The sequence below is a fragment of the Streptomyces sp. NPDC000941 genome (assembly GCF_053599555.1).
Map to the genome: position 1 here is coordinate 118,581 of NZ_JBSFMM010000003.1, position 21,322 is coordinate 139,902.

14 protein-coding genes and 1 pseudogene are annotated in these 21,322 nt (G+C 69.5%); 8 read left to right on the forward strand and 7 right to left on the reverse strand.

The window, feature by feature from the left end; translation table 11 throughout:
- Positions 1-3 precede the first annotated feature (3 nt).
- Positions 4-1,821: a peptide ABC transporter substrate-binding protein gene (locus ACWDSL_RS02050; RefSeq protein ID WP_450480743.1), complete on the reverse strand. Its 1,818-nt coding sequence runs from the start codon at positions 1,819-1,821 to the stop codon at positions 4-6.
- A 312-nt stretch (positions 1,822-2,133) separates the two neighbouring features.
- On the opposite strand from ACWDSL_RS02050, the gene ACWDSL_RS02055 reads away from it, so the two are divergent.
- From ACWDSL_RS02055 to ACWDSL_RS02070, 4 genes are read left to right on the forward strand one after another with little or no spacing between them, the layout of a single operon-like run.
- Positions 2,134-3,366 (forward strand): ROK family protein, encoded by a 1,233-nt coding sequence (locus ACWDSL_RS02055; RefSeq protein ID WP_450480745.1) that lies wholly within the window; start codon positions 2,134-2,136, stop codon positions 3,364-3,366.
- A 25-nt stretch (positions 3,367-3,391) separates the two neighbouring features.
- Complete coding sequence (locus ACWDSL_RS02060; protein WP_450480747.1) at positions 3,392-4,924, forward strand: M81 family metallopeptidase; 1,533 nt, start codon at positions 3,392-3,394, stop codon at positions 4,922-4,924.
- Positions 4,921-5,727, forward strand: a complete 807-nt coding sequence (locus ACWDSL_RS02065; protein ID WP_450480749.1) for a copper homeostasis protein CutC — start codon at positions 4,921-4,923, stop codon at positions 5,725-5,727. Before ACWDSL_RS02060 ends, ACWDSL_RS02065 begins: the two co-directional genes overlap by 4 nt.
- Positions 5,728-5,738: 11 nt before the next feature.
- Entirely contained in the window at positions 5,739-7,070 is a 1,332-nt protein-coding gene (locus ACWDSL_RS02070; RefSeq protein WP_450480751.1) for an SMI1/KNR4 family protein, read from the forward strand.
- Here the strand turns inward: ACWDSL_RS02070 and ACWDSL_RS02075 are convergent.
- The 6 genes and pseudogenes from ACWDSL_RS02075 to ACWDSL_RS02100 form a co-directional block, all read right to left on the reverse strand.
- Complete coding sequence (locus tag ACWDSL_RS02075; RefSeq protein WP_450480753.1) at positions 6,982-7,869, reverse strand: alpha/beta fold hydrolase; 888 nt, start codon at positions 7,867-7,869, stop codon at positions 6,982-6,984. The genes ACWDSL_RS02070 and ACWDSL_RS02075 overlap by 89 nt on opposite strands.
- 206 nt (positions 7,870-8,075) lie before the next feature.
- Positions 8,076-8,225, reverse strand: a pseudogene (locus ACWDSL_RS02080) (winged helix-turn-helix transcriptional regulator); the annotation flags it as partial.
- 212 nt (positions 8,226-8,437) lie between these two features.
- Positions 8,438-10,210: a family 43 glycosylhydrolase gene (locus tag ACWDSL_RS02085; protein WP_450480755.1), complete on the reverse strand. Its 1,773-nt coding sequence runs from the start codon at positions 10,208-10,210 to the stop codon at positions 8,438-8,440.
- Positions 10,211-10,380: 170 nt separating this feature from the next.
- Positions 10,381-12,462, reverse strand: a complete 2,082-nt coding sequence (locus tag ACWDSL_RS02090) for a beta-galactosidase (protein WP_450480757.1) — start codon at positions 12,460-12,462, stop codon at positions 10,381-10,383.
- A 13-nt stretch (positions 12,463-12,475) separates the two neighbouring features.
- Positions 12,476-13,891, reverse strand: a complete 1,416-nt coding sequence (locus tag ACWDSL_RS02095) for a glycoside hydrolase family 5 protein (RefSeq protein ID WP_450480759.1) — start codon at positions 13,889-13,891, stop codon at positions 12,476-12,478.
- A gap of 155 nt (positions 13,892-14,046) precedes the next feature.
- Positions 14,047-15,075: a LacI family DNA-binding transcriptional regulator gene (locus ACWDSL_RS02100; RefSeq protein WP_450480761.1), complete on the reverse strand. Its 1,029-nt coding sequence runs from the start codon at positions 15,073-15,075 to the stop codon at positions 14,047-14,049.
- A gap of 275 nt (positions 15,076-15,350) precedes the next feature.
- Here ACWDSL_RS02100 and ACWDSL_RS02105 point away from each other — a divergent pair, with 275 nt between their 5' ends.
- The 4 genes from ACWDSL_RS02105 (at position 15,351) to ACWDSL_RS02120 (ending at position 21,298) form a co-directional block, all read left to right on the forward strand.
- On the forward strand, positions 15,351-16,688 hold the full coding sequence (locus ACWDSL_RS02105; protein ID WP_450480763.1) for an ABC transporter substrate-binding protein: 1,338 nt from the start codon (positions 15,351-15,353) through the stop codon (positions 16,686-16,688).
- Entirely contained in the window at positions 16,688-17,593 is a 906-nt protein-coding gene (locus ACWDSL_RS02110) for a carbohydrate ABC transporter permease (RefSeq protein WP_450480765.1), read from the forward strand. Before ACWDSL_RS02105 ends, ACWDSL_RS02110 begins: the two co-directional genes overlap by 1 nt.
- Positions 17,594-17,679: 86 nt before the next feature.
- On the forward strand, positions 17,680-18,522 hold the full coding sequence (locus ACWDSL_RS02115) for a carbohydrate ABC transporter permease (RefSeq protein WP_450480767.1): 843 nt from the start codon (positions 17,680-17,682) through the stop codon (positions 18,520-18,522).
- Positions 18,523-18,628: 106 nt separating this feature from the next.
- On the forward strand, positions 18,629-21,298 hold the full coding sequence (locus ACWDSL_RS02120) for a family 78 glycoside hydrolase catalytic domain (protein ID WP_450480769.1): 2,670 nt from the start codon (positions 18,629-18,631) through the stop codon (positions 21,296-21,298).
- Positions 21,299-21,322 lie beyond the last annotated feature (24 nt).

The window sequence follows — 21,322 nt, forward strand, 5'->3', positions numbered from 1 at the left end:
GGCTCAGTTGTTCGTCCACTTCCACATGGCGGGGTGGAAGTTGGCGAGCGAGTCCTGGGCGAAACCGCCCAGCCCGTTCTTGACCACGGAGACCTGGTAGTCGGGCTCCGGCAGCCAGATCACCGGCAGGTCCTTGGCCAGCGTGGCGCTGTACTCCTGGACGGCGGCGGCCGACTCGGAGGTGGTGGTCTGCGCGATCAGCTTGTCCACCGCCGGGTTGGAGTAGCTGCCGAAGTTGGAACCGCCACCGGTCTGGAAGAGCGAGTCACCGCTCGGGTACGCCGGGAAGTACCAGCTGCCCGCGGTGCCGAAGAAGGACAGCTGCCACTTGCAACCCGAGTCACCGGACTTGCACTGACCGGACTGCGAGAGCACGGAGTTGACGGGGGCGGTCTTGATGGTGAACTTGACGCCGGTCTTCGAGAACGAGGACTGCAGCGCGCTCATCATGTTGTCGGTCACGGTCGAACCGGACTGGGACAGCACCTGCATCTCGAACTTGGTGCCCTTGTCGACGCCCGCGCCGCACTGGTCGTCGCCGCTGCCCGCGTCGGTGCACACCATGGTGCCGCTCTGCTCGCTCCAGCCGTGCGAGGTCAGCAGCTGCTTCGCCTTGGCGGTGTCGAACGGGTACGGGTTCTTCTTCTGCTCCGGAGAGACGAAGTCGGAGGCCTGTCCCTGGGGGATCGGACCGTAGGTGGGGACCGCGGTGCCGTTGAAGATCACCTTCGCCAGACTGGTCTGGTCGACCGACATCTGGATCGCCTGGCGGGCGTAGAGCTGCTTGAAGACGGCGCCCATGGCCGGGTTGTTGAAGTTGTAGGGCATGTAGGTGATCGCCCAGCCCGCCCACGGCTTGACCGTGTAGCCCTTCGCCTTGAAGGAATCCTCCTGGCTGAGGTCCGTGGCGTTGATGTAGCCGTAGTCGAGCGTGCCCGCCCGCAGCGCGTTCGCCTCGGCGTCGGTCGTGGTGAACGGCAGCAGGTTGACGTGTCTGATGTTGGCCTTGCCACCGCCGTCGTACTTGGCGTTGGCGGTCAGTTCGACCCTGCCCGCGGTGGAGAAGGACTTGAGGGTGTACGGACCGCTGACGGTCTTCCACAGCGGGTCGGTGGCGTAACCGGAGATGTTCTTGGCGGCGCCGTTGAGGTATTTCCAGACCTTCTTGGCGCCGGCGGGGGTGCGGTCCAGGTCGGAGACGGCATCGGAGTCGCCGGTCTTGTCCCAGACGTGCTGCGGCATCGGGCGGATCATGCTCAGCTCGTTGGCGAGCATCCACTGCTTGTTGTACGCCTTGTCGAACGTGATGGTGAAGTGAGTGTCGTCGACGGTCTTCAGCGAGGTCCAGTTGTCCGGCGCCTTGCCCGGACTGTAGCTTGCCCAGTCGGCCTTGTTGGCCTTGACCAGGTTGAACCAGAACTCGACGTCGCGCGAGGTGATCGGCTTGCCGTCACTCCAGTGCCGGTTGCCGAGGGTGATCGTGACGCTCTTGCTGTCCTTGGCGAAGTCCGCCGCGGTGGCGAGGGAGTTGTCCTTGTTCCAGCCGACCTCGCCCGTGGAGCCGTCATAGGCGATCAGCGGCTCCCAGAGGGACTGGGATATGGAGGAGTTGTTGGTGTTGAGGTGCGAGGCCGTGCCGATCGGGAGGATCCAGTTCGGCGTGAAGTTGGCCGGGAGCGCGTAGTTGATGGTGTCGGTCGAGTGTCCGCCGGACGACGAGGTACCGCCCCCGGAACAGCCGGTGAGCAGTGCGCCGGAGGTGAGGGCGGCACCCGCGACGAGGGCCCAGCGGCGGCCGGTCGCCGTATGAGCAAGGAACATGACTCTCCTCGGAGTGAAAAGACCCGTGTGTGCCCCGTTGGGCCTGGGCCTGGGGCGGGCGCCGCGGGGATCGGCGCTGCGACGACAGTCAACGTCTCACGTGCTGATTAAACAAACAAGAATTAGTAAAAAGTAAGTTTCTGCGAGTTCGACAGAACTCTCCGAAGCCCTGTCCAGGTAGCGAAAACGCCATCTTTCATCTGATTTGTCATGCTGTCGATCACGGGAATGCTGTCCGGGAAGCGGTTCACGTACGCGTTGTGCGGGCGTACTGTCTTCGTCACATCCACCGTTGCGGAAGTTACTTCGTACATGACTGAAATAAGTGCGCGGAACCGTCAGCCGGCGAAGGGGAGTTCCCCCCTCGCCGCCCGCGTCCTGGAGCTCGTGGCCTCGGGCCAGGCCTCGTCACGCGCCGAACTCGCCGCCCTGCTCGGCGCCGCCCCCTCGACCATCTCCCTCACCGTGGGGCAGCTGGTCGAGCGCGGACTGATCGCCGAGGAAGGCACCCAGTCGTCCACCGGCGGGCGCCCCCGCAAGGTCCTGCGGCTCGGCGGCACCGACGAGTTCGCCGTCGCCGCCGACCTCGGCGGCCGGCATGCCCGGATCGGTGTGGCGCTGCCCGGCGGCCGACTCGAAAAGGTCGCCACCGTTCCGTTCGACATCGCCGACGGCCCCGAGCAGGCTCTGCCACGGCTCGCCGAAACCCTGGAGGCCCTGGCCGAGGAACACGGACGCGACCGGATGTGCGGTGTCGGCCTGTCCCTGCCGGGCCCCGTCGACATCCGGTCCGGAGCCGCCATGCTGCCGTCGCGGATGCCGGGGTGGAACCGCTTCCCGGTCGCCACCTGGCTGGAGGAACGCTTCGGCGTCCCGACCGCGGTGGACAACGACGCCAACTGCATGGCGATGGGCGAGCACACCGTCCGGCCCGCCGAACACCGGCAGTCGATCATGGTGAAGATCGGCTCGGCGATCGGCGCCGGCGTCATCGTCGACGGCCGCCTCTACCGGGGCGCCACCGGCGCCGCCGGCGACATCACCCACATCCGGATCGACGGCGCCGCCGACATCCCCTGCTCCTGCGGCAAGACGGGCTGTCTGGAGACCGTGGCCTCCGGCGCCGCCCTGGTGCGCATCCTGCGCGAGCGCGGCGCCGACGTCAGCAGCATCGAGGACGTCGTAGGCCTCGCCGCCGACGCCGACCCCGAGGCCACCCGCGCGGTCCGCCGAGCCGGAGAACATCTCGGGCAGGTGCTCGCCGCCAACGTCAACTTCTTCAACCCGGACGCCGTCTACCTCGGCGGTATCCTCTCCACTCTGGAACCCTTCGTCGCCGCGGTCCGCAGCCAGCTCTACGACAGCTGCCACCCGCTGGTCACCGAGCACCTCACGATCGAGCGGGCCAGCCTCGGCGTCGACGCCGGAGTCGTCGGGGCCGGACAGTTCGCACTGCAGCGCGCCATGGCGCACGCCCTCCGCGACGTCGGCGGCACCGGGCTCGGTGTCGAGCGCTTCGGCCCCGCCGCACACCGCACCCTCTGACGCACCACAACCCGCACGAGGAGCCATGCCGGAATCCCGTACCGCATCCCGTACCGCCGCCCGCCCGGTCATCGCCATCGCCGGGCTCGGCATCGAGTCGTCCACCTTCTCCCCGGCCCGCACCGAGGCCCCCGCGTTCCATCCCTTGCGGGGCACCGACGTGTTCGGCCGCTACCCCTTCCTCGCGCCCGGCGAGGAACTGCGCGAGGCCGCCGACTGGCACGGCGCCCTGGTGGGCAAGTCGCTGCCCGGCGGCATGGTCACCGCCGCCGCCTGGTCCGCACTCACCGGCGAACTCATCGACCGCCTTGCCGCACTGCCCCGGCTCGACGGTCTCTGGTACGACATCCACGGCGCGATGACCGTGGAGGGCGTCGACGACGCCGAGGCCGTCCTGCTGGAACGCATCCGTGCCACCGTCGGCCCCGACGTGATCGTCTCCACCTCCATGGACCTGCACGGCAACGTCTCCCGCGAACTCGCCCACCGCAGCGACCTCATCACCTGCTACCGGATGGCCCCGCACGAGGACCACATGGAGACCAAGGAGCGCGCCGTGCGCAACCTGGTCGACCTGCTCGCCTCCGGCGCCCCCCGACCGGTGAAGGCATGGGTCCCGGTCCCGGTGCTGCTGGCCGGAGAGCAGACCTCCACCCGTATCGAGCCCGCCAGGAGCGTGTACGCGGCGGTCGACGAGGTCGAGGCCATGGACGGGGTGACCGACGCGGCGATCTGGGTCGGCTACGCCTGGGCCGACGAACCGCGCAACCGCGCAGCCGTCGTCGTCACCGGCCCCGACCGGAACGCCGTGTCGTCGGGCGCCGAACGCCTCGCCCGCGGCTTCTGGGATGCCCGTCACGACTTCGCCTTCGTCGCCCCGACCGGTACCTTCGACGACCTCCTCGACGAGGCTCTGGGCTCGCGGCAGCGGCCGTACTTCATCAGCGACACCGGCGACAACCCCACCGCGGGCGGCGCAGGCGACGTCACCTGGGGCCTGACCAGGCTGCTGGAGCGCCCGGAGTTCCAGAAGGACGACGGCCCGACCGTCCTGTACGCCTCGGTGCCAGGACCCGCCGCCGTCGACACCGCGGTCGCCGCCGGCGTGGGCGCCACCGTCACCGTCACCGCCGGAGCCGAGGTGGACGACCGGCACGCCGGTCCCGTCACCCTCACCGGCGTGGTACACGCGATCCGGCACGGCGACCGCGACGCCGAGACCGAGGTCGTGGTCCGCGTCGGCAGCGTGTACGCGATCCTGACCCGGCTGCGCAAGCCCTACCACCATGAACACGACTTCTCCGACCTGGACCTCGACCCCCGCTCCGCCGACGTGGTCATCGTGAAGATCGGCTACCTGGAGCCGGAGCTGTTCGACATGTCCGCGGCGTGGAAGATGGCCCTCACCCCAGGTGGTGTCGACCAGGACCTGGTGCGGCTCGACCACCACCGCATCCGTCGGCCCATGTTCCCCTTCGACCGCGACATGGCCGACCCGGACCTGACGGCCCGGCTCATCCCGGCCTCCGACCAGCCGCTCACCGGGGACGACGAGTGACCGGCCGCACACCCGGAACCACCCTCGAGATCGCGGTCACCTCCCCGGCGGGTGCTCGTGCCGCCCGCGACCACGGTGCGGACCGGGTCGAACTGTGCACCGGGCTCGAACTGGGCGGCCTGACCCCGTCGGCGGCCTCGGTGGAGGCGGTCGCAGCTGTCGGGTCGCCGGTGCACGCTCTGGTGCGGTGCCGTCCCGGTGACTTCGTGTACGACGCCGAGGAGATCGCCCTGATGGCCGCCGAGGTACGCTCGGTCGTCGCCTCGGGCGCCTCGGGCGTGGTGGTCGGCGCGCTGACCGCCGAAGGCCTCCTGGACACCGACGCCGTCACCCGCCTGACCGACGCAGCCCATGACGCGGCATCGAACCACGGGCGCTCCGTGGACGTCACCCTGCACCGCGCGATCGACCAGTCCGCCGACCCGGTCGCCGCCGCGGCGCTGCTCCCCTCACTGGGGATCACCAGGGTGCTCACCTCCGGCGGCGCGGCGACCGCGGCCGGCGGGGCGACCACGCTTGCCGCGATGGTCGCCGCGGCTCCTGGTGTGCAGGTCATGGCAGGCGGCGGCGTCCGCACCGCTGACATCCCCGCCCTGGTGGCCGCGGGGGTCGCCGCAGTGCACCTCTCCGCCAAGACCCGGGCCGAGCCCCGGCGCGGCGGTGCGTGGATACCTCTCGGAGCCGCGGGAGCCTCCGCCCTCCAGGACACCCACTTCGTCACCGACCCGAAGGTGGTGGCCGAGGCCCGGCAGGCACTGGACGCCGCACGGACCACCGGCCGCGGTGTCGGGGGCGGGTGCTAGGTTGCGGCGGCGTGACGACATCCTCCCCGCAGAAGTCGCCGTTCCTTCATGTGATCGACGAAGACTTCGTTCCGCCCGACCGGGGTGACGAGCAGGAAGGGCCTGAGTCCGCGGTTCCCGCCGGTGATCCGGACGAGGCGGTGCGGCTCTTCCACTCCTACCGGCGGCTGATGGCGCAGCTCCTCGGGTACGAGGAGGAACTCCCCGAGCCCGCGAGCGAGGAGGACCTCGCCGCGGCGGAGGAGGCACTCGGCGTCGCGTTGCCTCCGGACCTCCGCGCGCTGTACGGCATCGCCGACGGCGAAGGTGATGGCGTCGTCAACCCGCTGTTCGACCGGCAGGAGTGGCTCCCCCTCGCCGAGATCGGCGACCTGGATGACGAGTGGCTCGACATCGCGCAGGAATGGGAGCTCGAACCCTGGCGCCGGACGGTGTTCGATGCCCGGCCCCCGAACACCGTCCGGAGGTCGCCGCTGCGTGCGGGCTGGATCCGGTTCGCGTCCGACACGGGTGGCAACTGGCTCGCCGTGGACATGGATCCGGGGCCGAAGGGTCGTCCCGGGCAGGTCATCGCGGTCGGAGTCGACCACACGCAGGGGCCGGCGTACGTCGCCGACTCGGTGACCACGTTCCTGCGCCGTCTGGTGGAAGCGCTGGAAGGCGGTGACTACCGCCATCACAACAAGAGCCTGTGGATCGACGCGGACCTGCCGGGCCTGCCCGGCGAGCACACCAGGTACAGCGACGGCCGACCTTCCCGTGCGCGGGCCGAGCAGGCCGGTCCGCGCGTGCAGGAGGTCCGGGTGTCCGGTGTGGAGGATTGCGCGTTCCTCGCCGCGGTGCCCGACGTGTGTTCGCTGGTGCTGTCGAGCGGGGGTTCGCCCGATCTGACTCCGCTCGGCAGCCCTCCGGTGGAGTATCTGGAGCTGGACGTGGAGTCGGTCGACCTGACGGCGCCGGCCCGGAACCGGGAGTTGCGTTCCCTGTCGGTCACCTGCGCGCGGCCCGTCGAGCTGGCTCCGCTCCGTACGCTGCCCAACCTGTGGGCGCTGGACATCGCGGCGGCACCCGTCGCCGATATCGCCACGGTGACTGAGCTTAAGGGATTGCGCTACCTGGAGGTGACCCAGGACCAATGGCGGGAGCTGTCGAAACTCGACGACCTGCCGCCGCTCGCCGTCGTCGGTCTCCACCCCCACCGCCCCGAACGCGACTGGCCGATCTCAACGGCCTGGGTCACCACCTACGACAGGCTCAGGCCCAGCGCTTCAGGAACTCGATCGCCGCGGAGCCGACCTCCGTGGGATGCGAGGCACTCAGGAAGTGCTGCCCGTTCTCAATGATCTCCAGGCGCGCCTCGGGGGAGCTGGTGAACATCCGGATCTCGTCCTGGGCGTTCGGCACGGAGTACACCTGATCCGCCGTGCCGTGCAGCCACAGGACGGGGCAGCGGACCTCGTCGAGCCTGCCGTGGAGCCCGTCGCGGTCCCGCAGGTTCACCGTGCTGAGGCGCAGACGGCGGCGTCCGGCATCACCGCTGTAGTTCGCACGGTAGGCGGTGAGCCAGAACTCGCGTTCCTCGGCCGAGACGCCGCCCAGGGACGTGGCGAAGACGGCGTCCACGACCTCGTCCGGCACCACCCAGTCCTCGCCGACCGGCTCGGCGAGGGCGTCGACGAGCGGCGTGTTGAGCTCTATCGCGTCCCAGCACCCCAGGTCGCGGCTGCGCGGGCTCTCGTAGTCCATCGACGTGCCGAGCGGGATGAGGCCCCTCACGACGTCCGGGGCGAGCAGCGCCATACGGACCGCCACCCAGCCGCCCTGCGAGGTTCCCAGCACGAAGGCCTTGTCGATGCCGAGGGCCTCGAGGGCCTGCAAGTTCGCGATCGCGCTGTCCCAGTAGGTGAAGTGCTGGTACGCGGCCCTCGTGCGGCCGTGCCCGTAGGGTTCGAGGGCCAGCAGGTTGGCCGCGGACCCGAGCTCCGGGTCGGCGAACTGCGGCCGGTACAACTCGGCCGAGGTGGTGTACGAGTTGATCAGGACCAGCGTCGGGAGTGCGGGGTCGTACGGCTTGCCGAACGTGTACCCGATGGTCGATCCGCCGAGGTGAGGGATCTCGACGGTCTGTCCGGGCTTGCTCACGGTGTACTCCTCGATTCGTATGCGGGGGGCTCTGAGAACGAGGCGTCGGAGCGGAGGACGGCCCCGGCCGAGTCCACTGCCATCATGGGCACAAGATCCACATGATGTCGAATAATGGTTCGGCCTGGCGGCAGCGGAGGCGACGACAGCCGGCCGTCGGCCTGAAAAAGCTCAGTGTTCGGCTGCCGCGCGGTGGTGTTCCTCCCGGTGGGCGTGACGGTCCTGGTGACCAGGCCGTCGACCTCCAGGGAGCGCAGGGTCTGGGTGAGCATCTTCTGGCTGGCGCCCGCGAGTTGGCGGGACAGTTCGGAGAAGCGCATCGACCGGGGCCCGTCCTCGTGCCCGACCCCGGGACGGTGCCCGCGCCGCAGCCGGCGACCTCCCGACCCGCGTCCACGCCGTCGTCCCGCTGGACCAGGCCGCCGAAGCCCACCGGGCCACCGCCGAGGGCGGCCTCCGCGGCCGCTACATCATCCGCCCCTGACCAGCCCGGCGCCGAGTGCGCGGCCGACCGCGCTCGTCGTTGAACACTCGGCCGTAAGGGCGACCAGGGGCCCACTGCCACCCATCACTTCACCGGTACCGTCTCCCCGGGCGTGATGCCACCCTCGCCGAACGCGTCCACCGCCACCCAGTACTCCGCGTCAGCATTGAGCGAGCGCAGGTCGAGCGAGGTGCGCTCGTGCACCTGCCAGCTGTGGTACAGCTTCTCCGGATGGCGGCCGTAGCGGATGTTGTAGCCGGTGGCCCCGGTGACGGAGTCCCACTCGACCCTGGCGGTGAGGCCGTCGACACGGCGGCCCTGAGCACGAACCGGGCGCGGCGCCGCGCCGTCACCCGTGCCGAAGACCCGTAGACCGCTGACCGCGAAGACGCCGTCGAACGGCATGCGGCCGCCGGTGACCCGGACGAACCGGGCGCGTAGCGGTGCGTCGAGCACGATGAATGCGTGCGGGGCGTCGGTGTTCGTTCCCCGGGAGTCGCGCACGACGGTCCACTGGCGCCCGTCCTGCGAGATCTCCACCACGGTCTCCGCCGGCTCATGGGTGGGGAAGATGCCGCGCCAGAAGTGGGGGTTCCAGTCGGCGCCTTCGGGAACTTGCGGGGCGATGGCGCCCAACTCGTGATCCGCCAGGTTGATCTGTACCGCGTGCACGGTCTTGCTCATGCCGAGGTCGACGGTCAGGGACTCGCCCGGTTCACGCTCCTCGGCCGTCCACCAGGTGCGGATGTCCTCGTCGACCGCCGAAGCCGGGGTATGGCCGGGGGCGGAGGACGAGGCGGTGGCCTGAGCCTTGTAGGACAGCAGCATCCAGGCCGGAGGCGTCCAGGGGTCGAACGGCCCGTCCGGGACGACGAAGGGGTAGTCGGCGAAGTTCTGGTTGCAGAAGAGCACGCCGTCCTGGTCGAATCCGGCGGGGAAGATGCCGATGCGCCGCTCGAAGTCGTCGTTCACCGAGATACGCATGGTCGACGCGTGCCACCAGTTTCCATGACGGTCCTGGAATGTGGATCCGTGACCCGCCCCGGTGATGAAACCGCCCGGCTTCGACGAGAACGGACTGTCGAGCGAGTACTCGAACGGGCCCAGCGGGGACGAGGCCGTGTAGTAGCCGTCGGCGTAGGTGTTGAACTGCGTGCCGGGCGCCGCGTACTGCAGATAGTAGGTTCCGTCACGCTTGGTCATCCACGCGCCCTCGATATAGGGCTTGCCCTGGAGCCGGGAGAGGACTGCCTCCTGGTCGGGGTGCGCCGACGTGCAGATGTAGTCCTCACCGACCTGTTCCCAGCCATGCGTTGCGACATCAGACCGGATCAGGGGCGTCGGTTCGCCGATCTGCTCGAAGGTGCTCGACAGCCGCACCCCGTAGAGGGGCGTGTTGTTGTCACAACCCCAGTAGAGATAGACCTCGCCGTCGTCGTCCTGGAACATGCTCGGGTCCCAGAAGGGGAAGGTGCCCGGCGTGACCTTGACGAAGTCGTCGGTCAACGGGTCCACGCTGCGGAAGAAGGGACAGTCGTCCGCTTTCCTGGACGCGCTGATGTACAGCGCTCCGTCGACCTCCCGGACATCCGGCGCGTAGTCGAGGGCGGGCAGCTTGGATGTCGCGCGGTACTCCCACCGCAGTAGATCCTCCGAGTGCCAGAACCCCGCCGACATCGACGCGAACATATAGAAGCGGCCCCGGTACCGCACGATGGAGGGATCCGCCGCCTCCCGGTGGACGGACCGCCGTGGCTGACCGCCGTCCATGCCGTCGGCGCTGCCGGTGGCGCGGATGTCCTGGTAGCGGTAGGCGAGGTCGAGGGGATTGCAGAGCACGCGCTTGGAGGAGCGCATCGGCGGGTCTCCTGGAGTGAGTGACACTGGAGTGAGTGACAGTGGATAGTGACAGTGGCGGGTGAATTTGGCGCACCGGGCGCCGGGCGCGAGTGAATGGCAGATCCCTTGCCGGTTCCGGGCAGCGGGAGCCCCGGGGGCGGCTGTCGCCGGGTCCCCGGCGTGCCAGGTCAGCCGCGTTCCGCGAACACCTTCACGTCCCACGGACCGAGTTCGACCGACTGGCCGGCCTCGTAGGCGGTGCGCGTGAGGACGTCCTCCGCGGCGGTCGGCAGCGAAACGGACACCGGGTTCCACGACCAGTTGTGCAGGAAGCGGACGCGGCGGCCGTCATGGGAGGTGGCCGAGGTCGCCGTGACGCTCGGGTGGGGGCGGCCGCCTGTCTCGGCCGGGGCGGCCCAGCGGAACAGTGCCTCTCCGAAGGCGGGGTCGGGCACCGTGCCGACGTAGGTGATGCGGCCGGTGCCGTGCCGGCGGGTGGTGGCGGCGGGCCAGTGCTCGAGGTGCGGGTCGTCGTAGGTGGCCAGCACGGCCGCTCCGTCGGGGACGAGTCCGTCCGGGACGAGTGCTTCCGCCCAGTGCAGGGCCTGGGCCGCGGGCGGCAGCGCGAGCTCGGCACTGCCCCGCACCCGCACTGCCGTGTCCAGATTGGTGAATTCGTCGTAGGAGACTCCGGCGGCCCCGGCGAGGCGGGCCGGCTGGACGTCGGTGCGGGCCCGGGCCTCGGGGTCCGCGTAGCCGGTGCGCGGGCCGATCACCAGATGCCCGCCGGACTCCGCGTAGGCGAGCAGCCGGTCCAGTGTCGCGTCGTCCGCGGCATAGAACGCCGGGACGACGAGCAGCGGCGGCAGGTCCACGGTCTCCAACTGGTCGGGATGGACCAGGCGTGCCTGGAGGCCCGCATCGAACGCGCCGCGGTAGAAGGCGTCGAAGATGGTCGCGTGGGAGCGCTCGTCCGCCGAGCCGTCCGGCTTGGCCAGCGACGGCTTGGCCTCCAGCGCCCATTTGCTGGGCAGCGAATACAGGAAGGCGACGTCCGCGTCCGGGGTGAGGGAGGCGACCAGCTCGCCTGCCGTCTCCAGCTCCGCGCCAAGAGCGGCAAGTTCGCGGTAGATACGGCCCGGTCGGCCGCTGTGCGGGAGGATGCCGCCCACATAGGTCTCGGTGCCGAAGTGCAGGGTGTGCCAGTGCCAGTACTCGATCATCGAGGCGCCGCGGGAGATCAGCGCCCAGGCGGCTTGGCGCCACTGGCCGTCGTACGCGGGTTTGTTGCGCCAGGAGCCGCCGATGGTCTGGGCGTTGGTCTCGGTGACCAGGAACGGTTCCTGCCGGGAGGCGTAGCTGCGGTCGGCGATGCGGTAGAGGGCCCAGGTTCCGTCGTTGGACATCGTGCTCTGGTGCGAGGGGCGGGTGTCCGGCAGCGCGAGGGAGTCCTGCATCGCGTAGTAGGGGTTGCCGGCGGTGACGTCGAGGTTGCGGGTGAGTGCGTCGTCCTCGACTGCCGGCCGGTCGTAGGCGATGCAGGTGGTGACGAACTGGTCGGGGCTCGCGTATTCGCGGACGATGCCGGCCTGCCAGTCGATGAACTCGGTGGTCAGGTGGGCCTGGAAGCGTCGCCAGGCAAGGTCGTACTGCGGCTGGGTGTTGCCGTCGGGTGTCCACAGGTCGGCCCAGGTCGACAGCCGGTGCGACCAATAGGTCAGGCCCCACTCGCGGTTGAGGGTGTCCACGTCGCCGTAGGTGTGGCGCAGGTGGTCGATGAAGCGCTGAAACACTCCGTGGTTGTGGAACAGCTCCAGGCCGGGCTCGTTGTCGACCTGGAATCCGATGACGGAGGGGTGGCCGGCGTACCGGGCGACGACTTTGCGGATGATGCGCTCGGCGTGGAAACGGAACGCGGGATGGGTGTAGTCCACCTCTTGCCGGGAGCCCCAGGGGATGCGTCGCCCGGTGCCGCGTTCGCCGGCGATCTCGGGGTACTGGCGGGCGAGCCATGGGGGTATCGCGTAGGTCGGGGTGCCGAGGATCACGGCGATGCCGCGCTCGTGCGCGCCGTCCAGGACCGGCTGCAGCCAGTCGAGGTCGAAGCGCCCGTTGTCGGGCTCCCAGGTCGACCACACCGACTCGCCGACGCGGATGACGCTGAAGCGGGCCTCGGCCATGAGGTCGAGGTCGTCCTTGAGCCGTTCGTAGGGCTGGTACTCGTGGTAGTAGGCGGCGCCGAACAGGACGCGCTGAGGAGGCTGGAACATGGATTTCCTTCCGTCATCCGTTCGCGAGCAGGTCCAGCTGCCGGTCGCGCCGTACGCACTGGTCCAGTGCGAAGGAGTCGGCCAGGGCGAGTACGTCGTCGTCGCCGAGGCCCCGGAAGAGCTCGGCGTACTCCTGGACCAGCGGCTGGCCCAGCATGATGTGCCGGATGAGGACGTCGAGCCATTGGCGGGTGCTGAACGGCCGCGCGGTGAAGCCCGGGAACTCGTCCGCGAGGAGTTTTTCGAGCGGCCTGATCAGCTCGCGGGCGGCGCCGCCCGGGGAGCCCCACGCCTCCGCGCCCAGGCGGTGCTTCTTCGCCATGAACGCGGCGAAATGCCGGTCGTAGGCGCTGTCCGGGGCGAGATGGACAAGCCCCTGCAGACCGACGTCCTTGTAGGTCCAGATGGTCCAGTTCGCCTCGTGACGCCGGTAGATCTCCAGCTGATCGGCGAGCAGCCGGCCGCACTGCTCGTCCCGCTCGGGGTCGCCGGTGTATACGGGGCCGAACTCGCCGACCCAGATCGGGGTCCCGGTCTTGCGCATGTACGCGGTGCGGCGCAGGAAGGCTTCCTCGACCTGTTCCTTGTCGATCCAGACACCGTCGGTGCGACCGGGGTAGCCGGTGCTGCGGGCGAAACCGGCGCGTGCGTAGTCGTGGCAGGTGTAGACGGCGTTCTCGATGGGGTCACCGAAGATGTCGAACTCGGTGGAGTAGTGGTTGCCGTCGAGGAAGAGGATGTGATGCGGGTCGACCGAGCGAATGGCGGTCGCGAGGCGGTCGTAGAAGGCGGGCAGCACCTGCCCGGAGTCGTCGGCCGGCTCGTTGACCGGGTTGTAGCCGGCCACCCACGGGTTGTCCTTGTAACGGTCCGCGATGACTTCCCACAGGTGTACCACCCGGTCCTGGAAGTGCGGGTGTGTCCAGAAGGACGGAAGGTGCGTGGGGTTGTCCGAGTGCCACTGGTGGTTCTGGGCGCCGGGCAGGGAGTGCAGGTCGATGATGGTGTAGATGCCGTGTCGACCGCAGAGTTCCACCACTCGGTCGAGGTGGGTGAAGCCCTCCTCGCGTATCCCGAACGGGCGGGCGTCGTCCTCGAAGTGACGGTAGTTCACCGGCAGGCGCAGGCAGTTGAGGCCCTTGGACGCGAGCAGCGCGGCATCGGCGTCGGCGAAGAAGACGCTCAGCAGCCGGTCGAAGAACAGCTCGTAGCGGCGCTCGCCGAGGACCTTCCGTACGGCTGAACGCATGGCGTCCTCATTGCCCGGATAGCCGGTGATGAAGTTCTCCATGTTCATCCAGCCGCCGAGCCCGGCGCCGCGGAGCCGGACCGGGGTGCCGTCATGGGTTGTCAGACCGGTGCCGGAGATCTTGAGCAGCGGGTTCGGGATGGTGCCGGGGGAGCGGGGAGCCGCAGGTGTCGTGGTCAACGCGGGTTGCCCTTCCTTCGGATCGGGTGGTGCGCTGATGGTGGGCGGGGTGCGACTGGGCCCCGTTGAAGGCGGTGGGATGAGGACGGCGGCGGCCCGGCCCAGCGGCGGTAGCGGGCGGCAGAGCGCTCGGACGGGCCGGGATGGCTGCCGTATCAGTGACGCGGAGGCCGGGTGGACTCCCGTACGACCAACTGCGTGGCCAGCTCGACGTGGTGGGAGTCGATCTTCTCCCCGGCCGCCAGCTGAAGGGCGGTGCGCAGGGCCACGGCCCCCATCTCGTGAACGGGGCCGTGGATGGTGGTCAGCGGCGGGGAGGTCACCTGGGCCAGCGGGGTGTTGTCGAAGCCGACGACGCTCAGGTCGTCCGGTACGCGCAGGCCGCGCCGCCGGGCGGCTTCGATGACCCCGGCGGCCAGTTCGTCGGAGGCGGCGAACACCGCGGTGGGCGCCGGGTCCACGGCCAGCAGGTGCCCGCCGTGCTCGATGCCCTCGGCGGCGTGGAACGTGCCGGCATGGCGGACCAGTTCGGCCGGCACCCGCGCGCCGGCTGCCTCCACCGCACTGCGGAAGCCATGCAGCCGGGCCTGGTTGGACCAGGCGTGTTCCGTGCCGCCGAGGTAGGCGATACGGCGGTGGCCGAGGGAGAGCAGATGCGCGGCCGCGGCGTGGCCGCCGGAGAAGTTGGTCGCACCGACGCTGACGATCGAGTCGTCGGGCAGTGCCTCCGGGTCGAGCAGCACCAGCGGCATGCGGACCCGGTTCAGGGCTTCACGGATCGCCGGCGACAAGGTGTTCGCCGTGACCGCGATGACGGCGCGCCGTCCGGCGGCGGCCAGGTCGCGGGCCCAGGCGGCGGGATCGGCCGTCGGGTCCAGGTCGCCGCGCCTGCCCACCACCACGGCGATGCCCTCACGGGCTCCCGCGTCCACCACGCTCTGAATGATCTCGGTGTGGTAGATGCTCAGCCGCTCGAACCCGAAGAACAGCTCCACCGTGGGATGCGAGCGCAGATCGTCCCGGTATCCGCCGTAGTTGTAGTGGCGCAACAGGTCCAGAACCTTGTCGCGGGTCTGCTGGGCCACGTCGCGGCGGCCGTTGATGACCTTGGAGACGGTGGCCACGGATACACCGGCGGTCTGGGCGACCTTCGCAAGGGTGACGCGTTGGGGGTCGGATGCCATAGCTCTCCCAGGGCAGGGCGGCGGGTCAGCGGCCCGCGCTGCGCAGCACCGTAGCACCGAAACTATTTTCGAAACACCTCTAGATCAAGAGCGCTGATACGCGAAAATTCACCGTGCGGTAAGGATTGACGGACGCGTGACACCGGCTTAACGTTCACCGCCAGCGCGACCGACAGAAATTACTTTCGAGCAGCTGGGGCCAAACTTCTCGGCCCTTCATGCCTGGCGGCTCCTCGCGCGACGTCTTCGCACTCACCCAAAGGGGCAGACCCGAGATGACGCGATTCCACACGGCGGGTTCGACAGGTCCGACCGCCACCACCACGGGACCCTCCCGACGCGGCTTCCTCCTGGGGGCCGTCGGCACCGGTCTCGCCGCTACGTCCCTGGCGGCCTGCGGTTCCGGCGGCTCGGGCGGCTCGGGCGGCTCGGAGGTCGTGTTCATGAATCAGTCCCGCGGCCAGGCCGCGACGCTGAAGGCGCTGGCCAAGCAGTACACGAAGCAGACCGGCGTGAAGATCAGGATCGACGACGTCGGCCCCACCGACTTCCTGACCAAGCTCCAGTCGAGCTCCCAGTCCCGCGACATGCCGGACATGTACTCGGTGGTCGACGGCCACTCCATGGCGCCCTACTACAAGGCCGGCTGGGCCATGGACCTCACCGACCGGATGAAGGGCGGCTGGGGCGACACTTTCCGGCCCGCCACGCTCAAGACGACGACGTTCGGGGCGGACAATCCGCAGCATGTGAAGCCGGGGATCTACAGCGCCCACTGGGAGACCCCGGCCCTGGGGATCTTCGTCAACGCCGCGATGTACAAGGCCGTCGGCCTTGACCCGGACCAGGCGCCGGCCTCCATGAGCGAGTTCATCGATCAGCTGCGGAAGATCAAGAAGTCCGGGAAGGGCCCCTTCTGGTTCGCGACCAGCCTCTCCAACCAGGTGATCCAGTCGTACGCGTCCAACTACATGACCGACGAGGAGCTGAACGCCACCTTCGTCGGCAAGAACAGCTGGAAGAGCGAGGGCTGGCGCAAGACCCTGCAGCTCGTGGCCGACCTGCGGGACGCCGGCGTGATCGCCACCGGCTCGCTGCCGAGCGGCACCACCGACAACCCCACGGTGGAGAAGGCCTTCTTCAACACCAAGGGCGTCGCGGCCATCTTCGACGGCACCTCGGCCGTCGGCGTGGCCCGTGCGACCGCCCCGGACTTCACGGACTTCCGCTCCTTCCCGCTCCCCAAGGCCGATGACGGCACACAGGTCCCGCGCATGGTCGGCGGCGCCGCCAAGGGCGCCGCGGTCAACCCCCGGAGCAAGAAAGCGGCCAAGGCGCTGAAGTTCCTCCAGTGGCTGACGGCGCCTGACCAGCAGCAGGCCTTCGCCAAGGGGGTCCCGCTGATCCCCTCCGCGCGCGCTGTGTCCGAGAAGGACATCCCCCAGCAGCTGACCGGCATCGCCGCGAAGATCTCGGACATCCAACTCGTCCAGAACCAGATTCTGGAGCAGGTCAACACCGCCCTGCAGAAGGGTACTCAGGCACTCGTCCTCAAGGAACGCACGGTCGACCAGGTCCTCGGCGATCTCGACGCGGCGCAGAAGAGCGCGTAGTGCGGCGCCGCAGTCGCGTGCTGGCGGCCTGGCTGTTCCTGGCGCCGGCGCTGGCCATGATCGGGTTGTTCACGGTGGTCCCGTTCGGGCAGGGCATTCTGCTGAGCTTCCAGACCTGGGACGGGGTGAGCCTGGACACGCCGTACGTCGGGCTCGACAACTACCGCTATGTGCTGCACGACACCCAGTTCTGGGGTTCGATGAAGAACGCCGTCTTCTACGGCGTGGTCGGGCTGATCGTCGCCAACGCGGTGTCGATGGTCATGGCGCTGGCCGTGCACCGGGCCCGCCGCGGGTCCGCGTTCTTCCGCACCGTCTACTACTTGCCCGGCGTGTTCTCCACGGTGGTGGTGGGCGTGATGTTCTCGTGGTTCCTCGACCCGAACATCGGGGTCGTCAACCAGCTGCTGAAGGCCGTCGGCCTCGACGGTCTTCAGCACAACTGGCTGGGGGACCCCAAGACGGCCGTGATCGCGGTCGCCGCCGTGTTCGTCTGGTACCACTGGGGATTCGGCTTCATCCTCTTCCTGGCCGGCCGGCAGGACGTACCCAAGGAGCTGTACGAGGCCTCGTCACTGGACGGAGCCCGCGGATGGGCCCAGTTCCGCTACGTCACCTGGCCCGGCATGTCACATGTCACCGGCATCGTGAGCGTGCTGACCCTGCTGAGCGGGCTGCAGATCTTCGGCACCGTCCAGGTCCTGACCAACGGCGGCCCCGCCGGCCACACCGAGGTCCCCACCCTGCACATCTACCAACAGGCCTTCCAGTACAACGAGTACGGCCGCGCAGCCGCGATGTCCGTCATCTTCGGGCTGTGCCTGGTCGTCCTCGCCTGCGTCCAGCTGTGGGTCTCCCGCAGGCTCGGCGGATCCACCGACTCCACGGCGGAGAAGGGACGTTGACCGTGACTGTGTCTTCCCGGGGGACAGCCCCCGGACCCCCGGCCGAAAGGCAGGCGGGACGGCGTGCGTCGTCGATGCAGAGGCCGATGCCGTCGACCTCAGGGCGCCGCGGCAGCCGCCTGCCGCGCATGGGCCTGTACGCCCTGCTGATCGCCGGAGCGCTCGAAGCACTGGTGCCGGTCCTGTGGGTGCTGAGCGGTTCCCTGCAAAGCTCCGAACAGCTGTACAAGGGAACCGACCCGATCCCGCACCCCTTCGAATGGGGCAACTTCGCCACCGCGTGGAACGAGGGCGGCTTCAGCCAGTACCTGCCCAACAGCCTTCTCTACACGACGGCCGCGGTCGTCGGGATCCTGATCATCTCAAGCCTGGCCGGGTACGCCCTGGCGCGCATCGAGTTCCCCGGGCGGGGCGCCGTCGTGGCCGCCATTCTCGTCATCATGATCATCCCGCTGCCGGCCTCGTTCATCGCCCAGTACAAGCTGCTGATCACGCTCGGGCTCGCCAACACCCGCCTCGGCTACATCCTCGTGCTCATCGCCGGCGGGCTGCCGATCTCCATCCTGATCATGCGCGGGTTCTTCGCCAGCCAGCCCAAGGAGCTCGAAGAAGCCGCCGCCATCGACGGAGCCTCCCTGTTCGGCACCTTCTGGCGGATCGTCCTCCCGCTGGCCCGGCCGGGCCTGATCGCGGTGGCCGTCATCCAGGCCATGCAGGTCTGGAACGAGTACCTCATGGGCCTGGTGCTGTTCAGCGACAGCTCGCTGATGCCCGTGCAACGCGGGCTCACCAACTTCGTCTCGGCGGAGTCCCCGCAACAACAGATCCTGCTCGCCGCCTCGCTCATCGCGGTGCTGCCGATCGTCGTCTTCTACGCGATCGCGCAGCGCCACATCATCAGCGGGCTGTCGGCAGGAGCACTCAAGTGACCAGGCCGGCCACCGGCCGCTCCCGGCCGGCACAGCGGCAACGGCGGCCGACCCTCATGTCCCCAAGCCCCCTGACTCGCCCGGAAAACCGGAGGAGAGAGCGCTCATGACCCCCAACGTTCCGTACGACCTTGCGATCGACTGTGGGGGCGACGGGATTCCGGTCTGCGGCAGCCGCCCTCGCCTCTCCTGGAAACCTCCCCGGACCGCTGCGGCGCCGGACGGTTACGAGCTGCAGATCCATATCCACGGAGATCCGAAGTACAGCGCCCGTGCCGCCGGCCACTTGTTCGTCGACTGGCCGGTGCGCGCGCTGCGCAGTGGTGAACGGGTGCGCTGGCGCGTGCGATCCCGCGCCGCCACGGAGGTCTCCGCATGGAGCGTCTGGCATGCCTTCGAGGCCGGGCTGCTCGACGCCGACTGGTCAGCCGCCTGGATCACCCCGGCGGACGACCCCGAGGCCGCTCACCGCCCGCCCGGCACACGACCGGCGCACACCCTGCGCGCCACGTTCAGCACCGCCGGAGCGGTCCGCGCCCGCCTGTACGCCACGGCCCTGGGGGTGTACGAGGCGTTCGTGAACGGCGAACGCGCCGGAAGCACCGAACTGGCGCCCGGCTCGACCTCCTACGACCGCACCCTGTACGCCCAGGCCGCCGACGTCACCTCTGCCGTCCGCCCCGGCCTGAACACCGTCGAGATCCCTCTCTCCGACGGCTGGTACCGCGGCCAGGTCGGCGCCTTCCGTAAACCCGCCGGCTGGGGGGAGCTCCTGGCCGCCCGGCTGGAGCTGCATCTGGAACTCGCCGACGGGACGCGCCAGGTCATTCGCACCGACGAGCACTGGACCTCCGCCGCCGCCGGTCCCGTCACCCGCGCCGACCTGATGGATGGTCAGTTCGTGGACTTCCTGGCCCCAGCCGCTCAGGCGCGGCCCGTCCTCGTCGATGCCGTGACCGCACCACCGATCGACTGGTCCCCGGCTCCGCCCGTGCGCCGCATCGAAGACCGTCCCGCCGTGTCGCTCACCCGGCTGCCGGGCGGCGCCTGGATCGCCGACTTCGGCCAGAACGCCTCCGGTTGGCTCGCTCTCACGGACCTCGGCCCGGCCGGCACCCGCACCGTGATCGACCACGGCGAGCACCTCGACCCCTCCACCGGAGACCTGACCACCGCCCACCTCGACTGCCAGCGCCCGGGCGACCCGGTGACCGTCTTCGTCCAGCACGACGAGGTCGTCTCCTCCGGTGCCGTCGGCGAGATCTTCGAGCCCCGCCACACGGTGCACGGATTCCGCTACGCGCGCCTGGAGCGCGGTGACGTCCCGCTGGACGCGGCGGGCCTCACCATGCGGGTGGTCCACACCGACCTGAGGCCCACCGGCACCTTCGCCTGCGGCAACGATGACCTCAACCACCTGTATGACGTGGCCCGTTGGAGCTTCAGGGGCAACGCCGTCGACGTGCCCACCGACTGCCCGACCCGGGAACGTATCGGCTGGACCGGCGACTACCAGGTCTTCGCACCCACCGCCGCCCGCCTCTACGACATCCACGGATTCAGCCGCAAGTGGCTGCGCTCGGTCCGCGACGACCAGCTCGACGACGGACGCATCGCCAACTTCTCCCCCGACGGGCGGCGCATCAAGCTCCACACCGACCAGCGCCTCGACAGCATGACGGGCTCCGCCGGCTGGGGCGACGCCATCGTGCTGGTGCCGTGGCTGCTGTATCAGACGTACGGCGATCGCCGGGTCCTCGCCGAGAACTGGGACGCGATGGTCCGCTGGGTCGAATGGGCCCTGACCATCGCGCGCACCGCTCGGCACCCCTCCCGGGTGGCCCGGTCGACCGAACCCCTGGCGCACGAGGAATTCATCTGGGACGGCTCGTTCCATTGGGGCGAGTGGGCCGAGCCGAAGCCGCGCACGGAGGACGGCTCACTCGTCGAACCGGTGCCGAGCGATCCGGACGCCTGGATGACGGCCGACAAGGGTGAGGTGGGCACCGCCTTCCTGTACCGCTCCACCGCCACTCTTGCCACGGTCGCCGAAGTCCTGGGCCGCGATGACGAGGCGGCCCGGTACGCACGCCTCGCGGAGCGGGTGAAGGACGCCTGGCGCACGGAGTTCCTCGACGACAGCGGCCGCACCACCGTCGACACCCAGGCGAGTTACGTCCGTGCCCTCGCGCTCGGCCTTGCCCCCGAGAAGCTGCGTGACGCGGCCGTCGCGCGCCTGGCCACGCTGATCCGCGAGGCCGGAACGCACCTGGGCACCGGCTTCCTCTCCACCGCCGACCTGCTGCCCGCCCTCGCCGACACCGGCCACGCCGACCTCGCCTACGAGGTCCTGCTCCAGCGCACCTCCCCGTCCTGGCTGGGCATGCTCGACCGCGGCGCCACCACGATCTGGGAGGAGTGGGACGGCGTCGACGACAACGGCGACGCGCACGCCTCGCTCAACCACTACAGCAAGGGCGCGGTCATCGACTTCCTGCACACCCACACCCTCGGGCTGCGGCAGGCCGAGGGTTCCGTGGCCTGGGAGTCCTTCGTCGTCGCACCGGTGGTCCACTCCTCGATCCGCTGGGCACGCGGCACGTTCGACAGCCCACAGGGCACCATCGCCGTCGAATGGCGACTGGAGGACGAGAACCTGCACATCGACGTCGACATACCACCGACCGCCACCGCCACGGTCATCCTCCCCGACGGCAGAAGGCTGGAAGCGGGCCCGGGCCGTTTCCAGGCAACCGCCCGCAACGTTCCGTCCTGACGGCGTTCCGTCCGACGGCGCTTC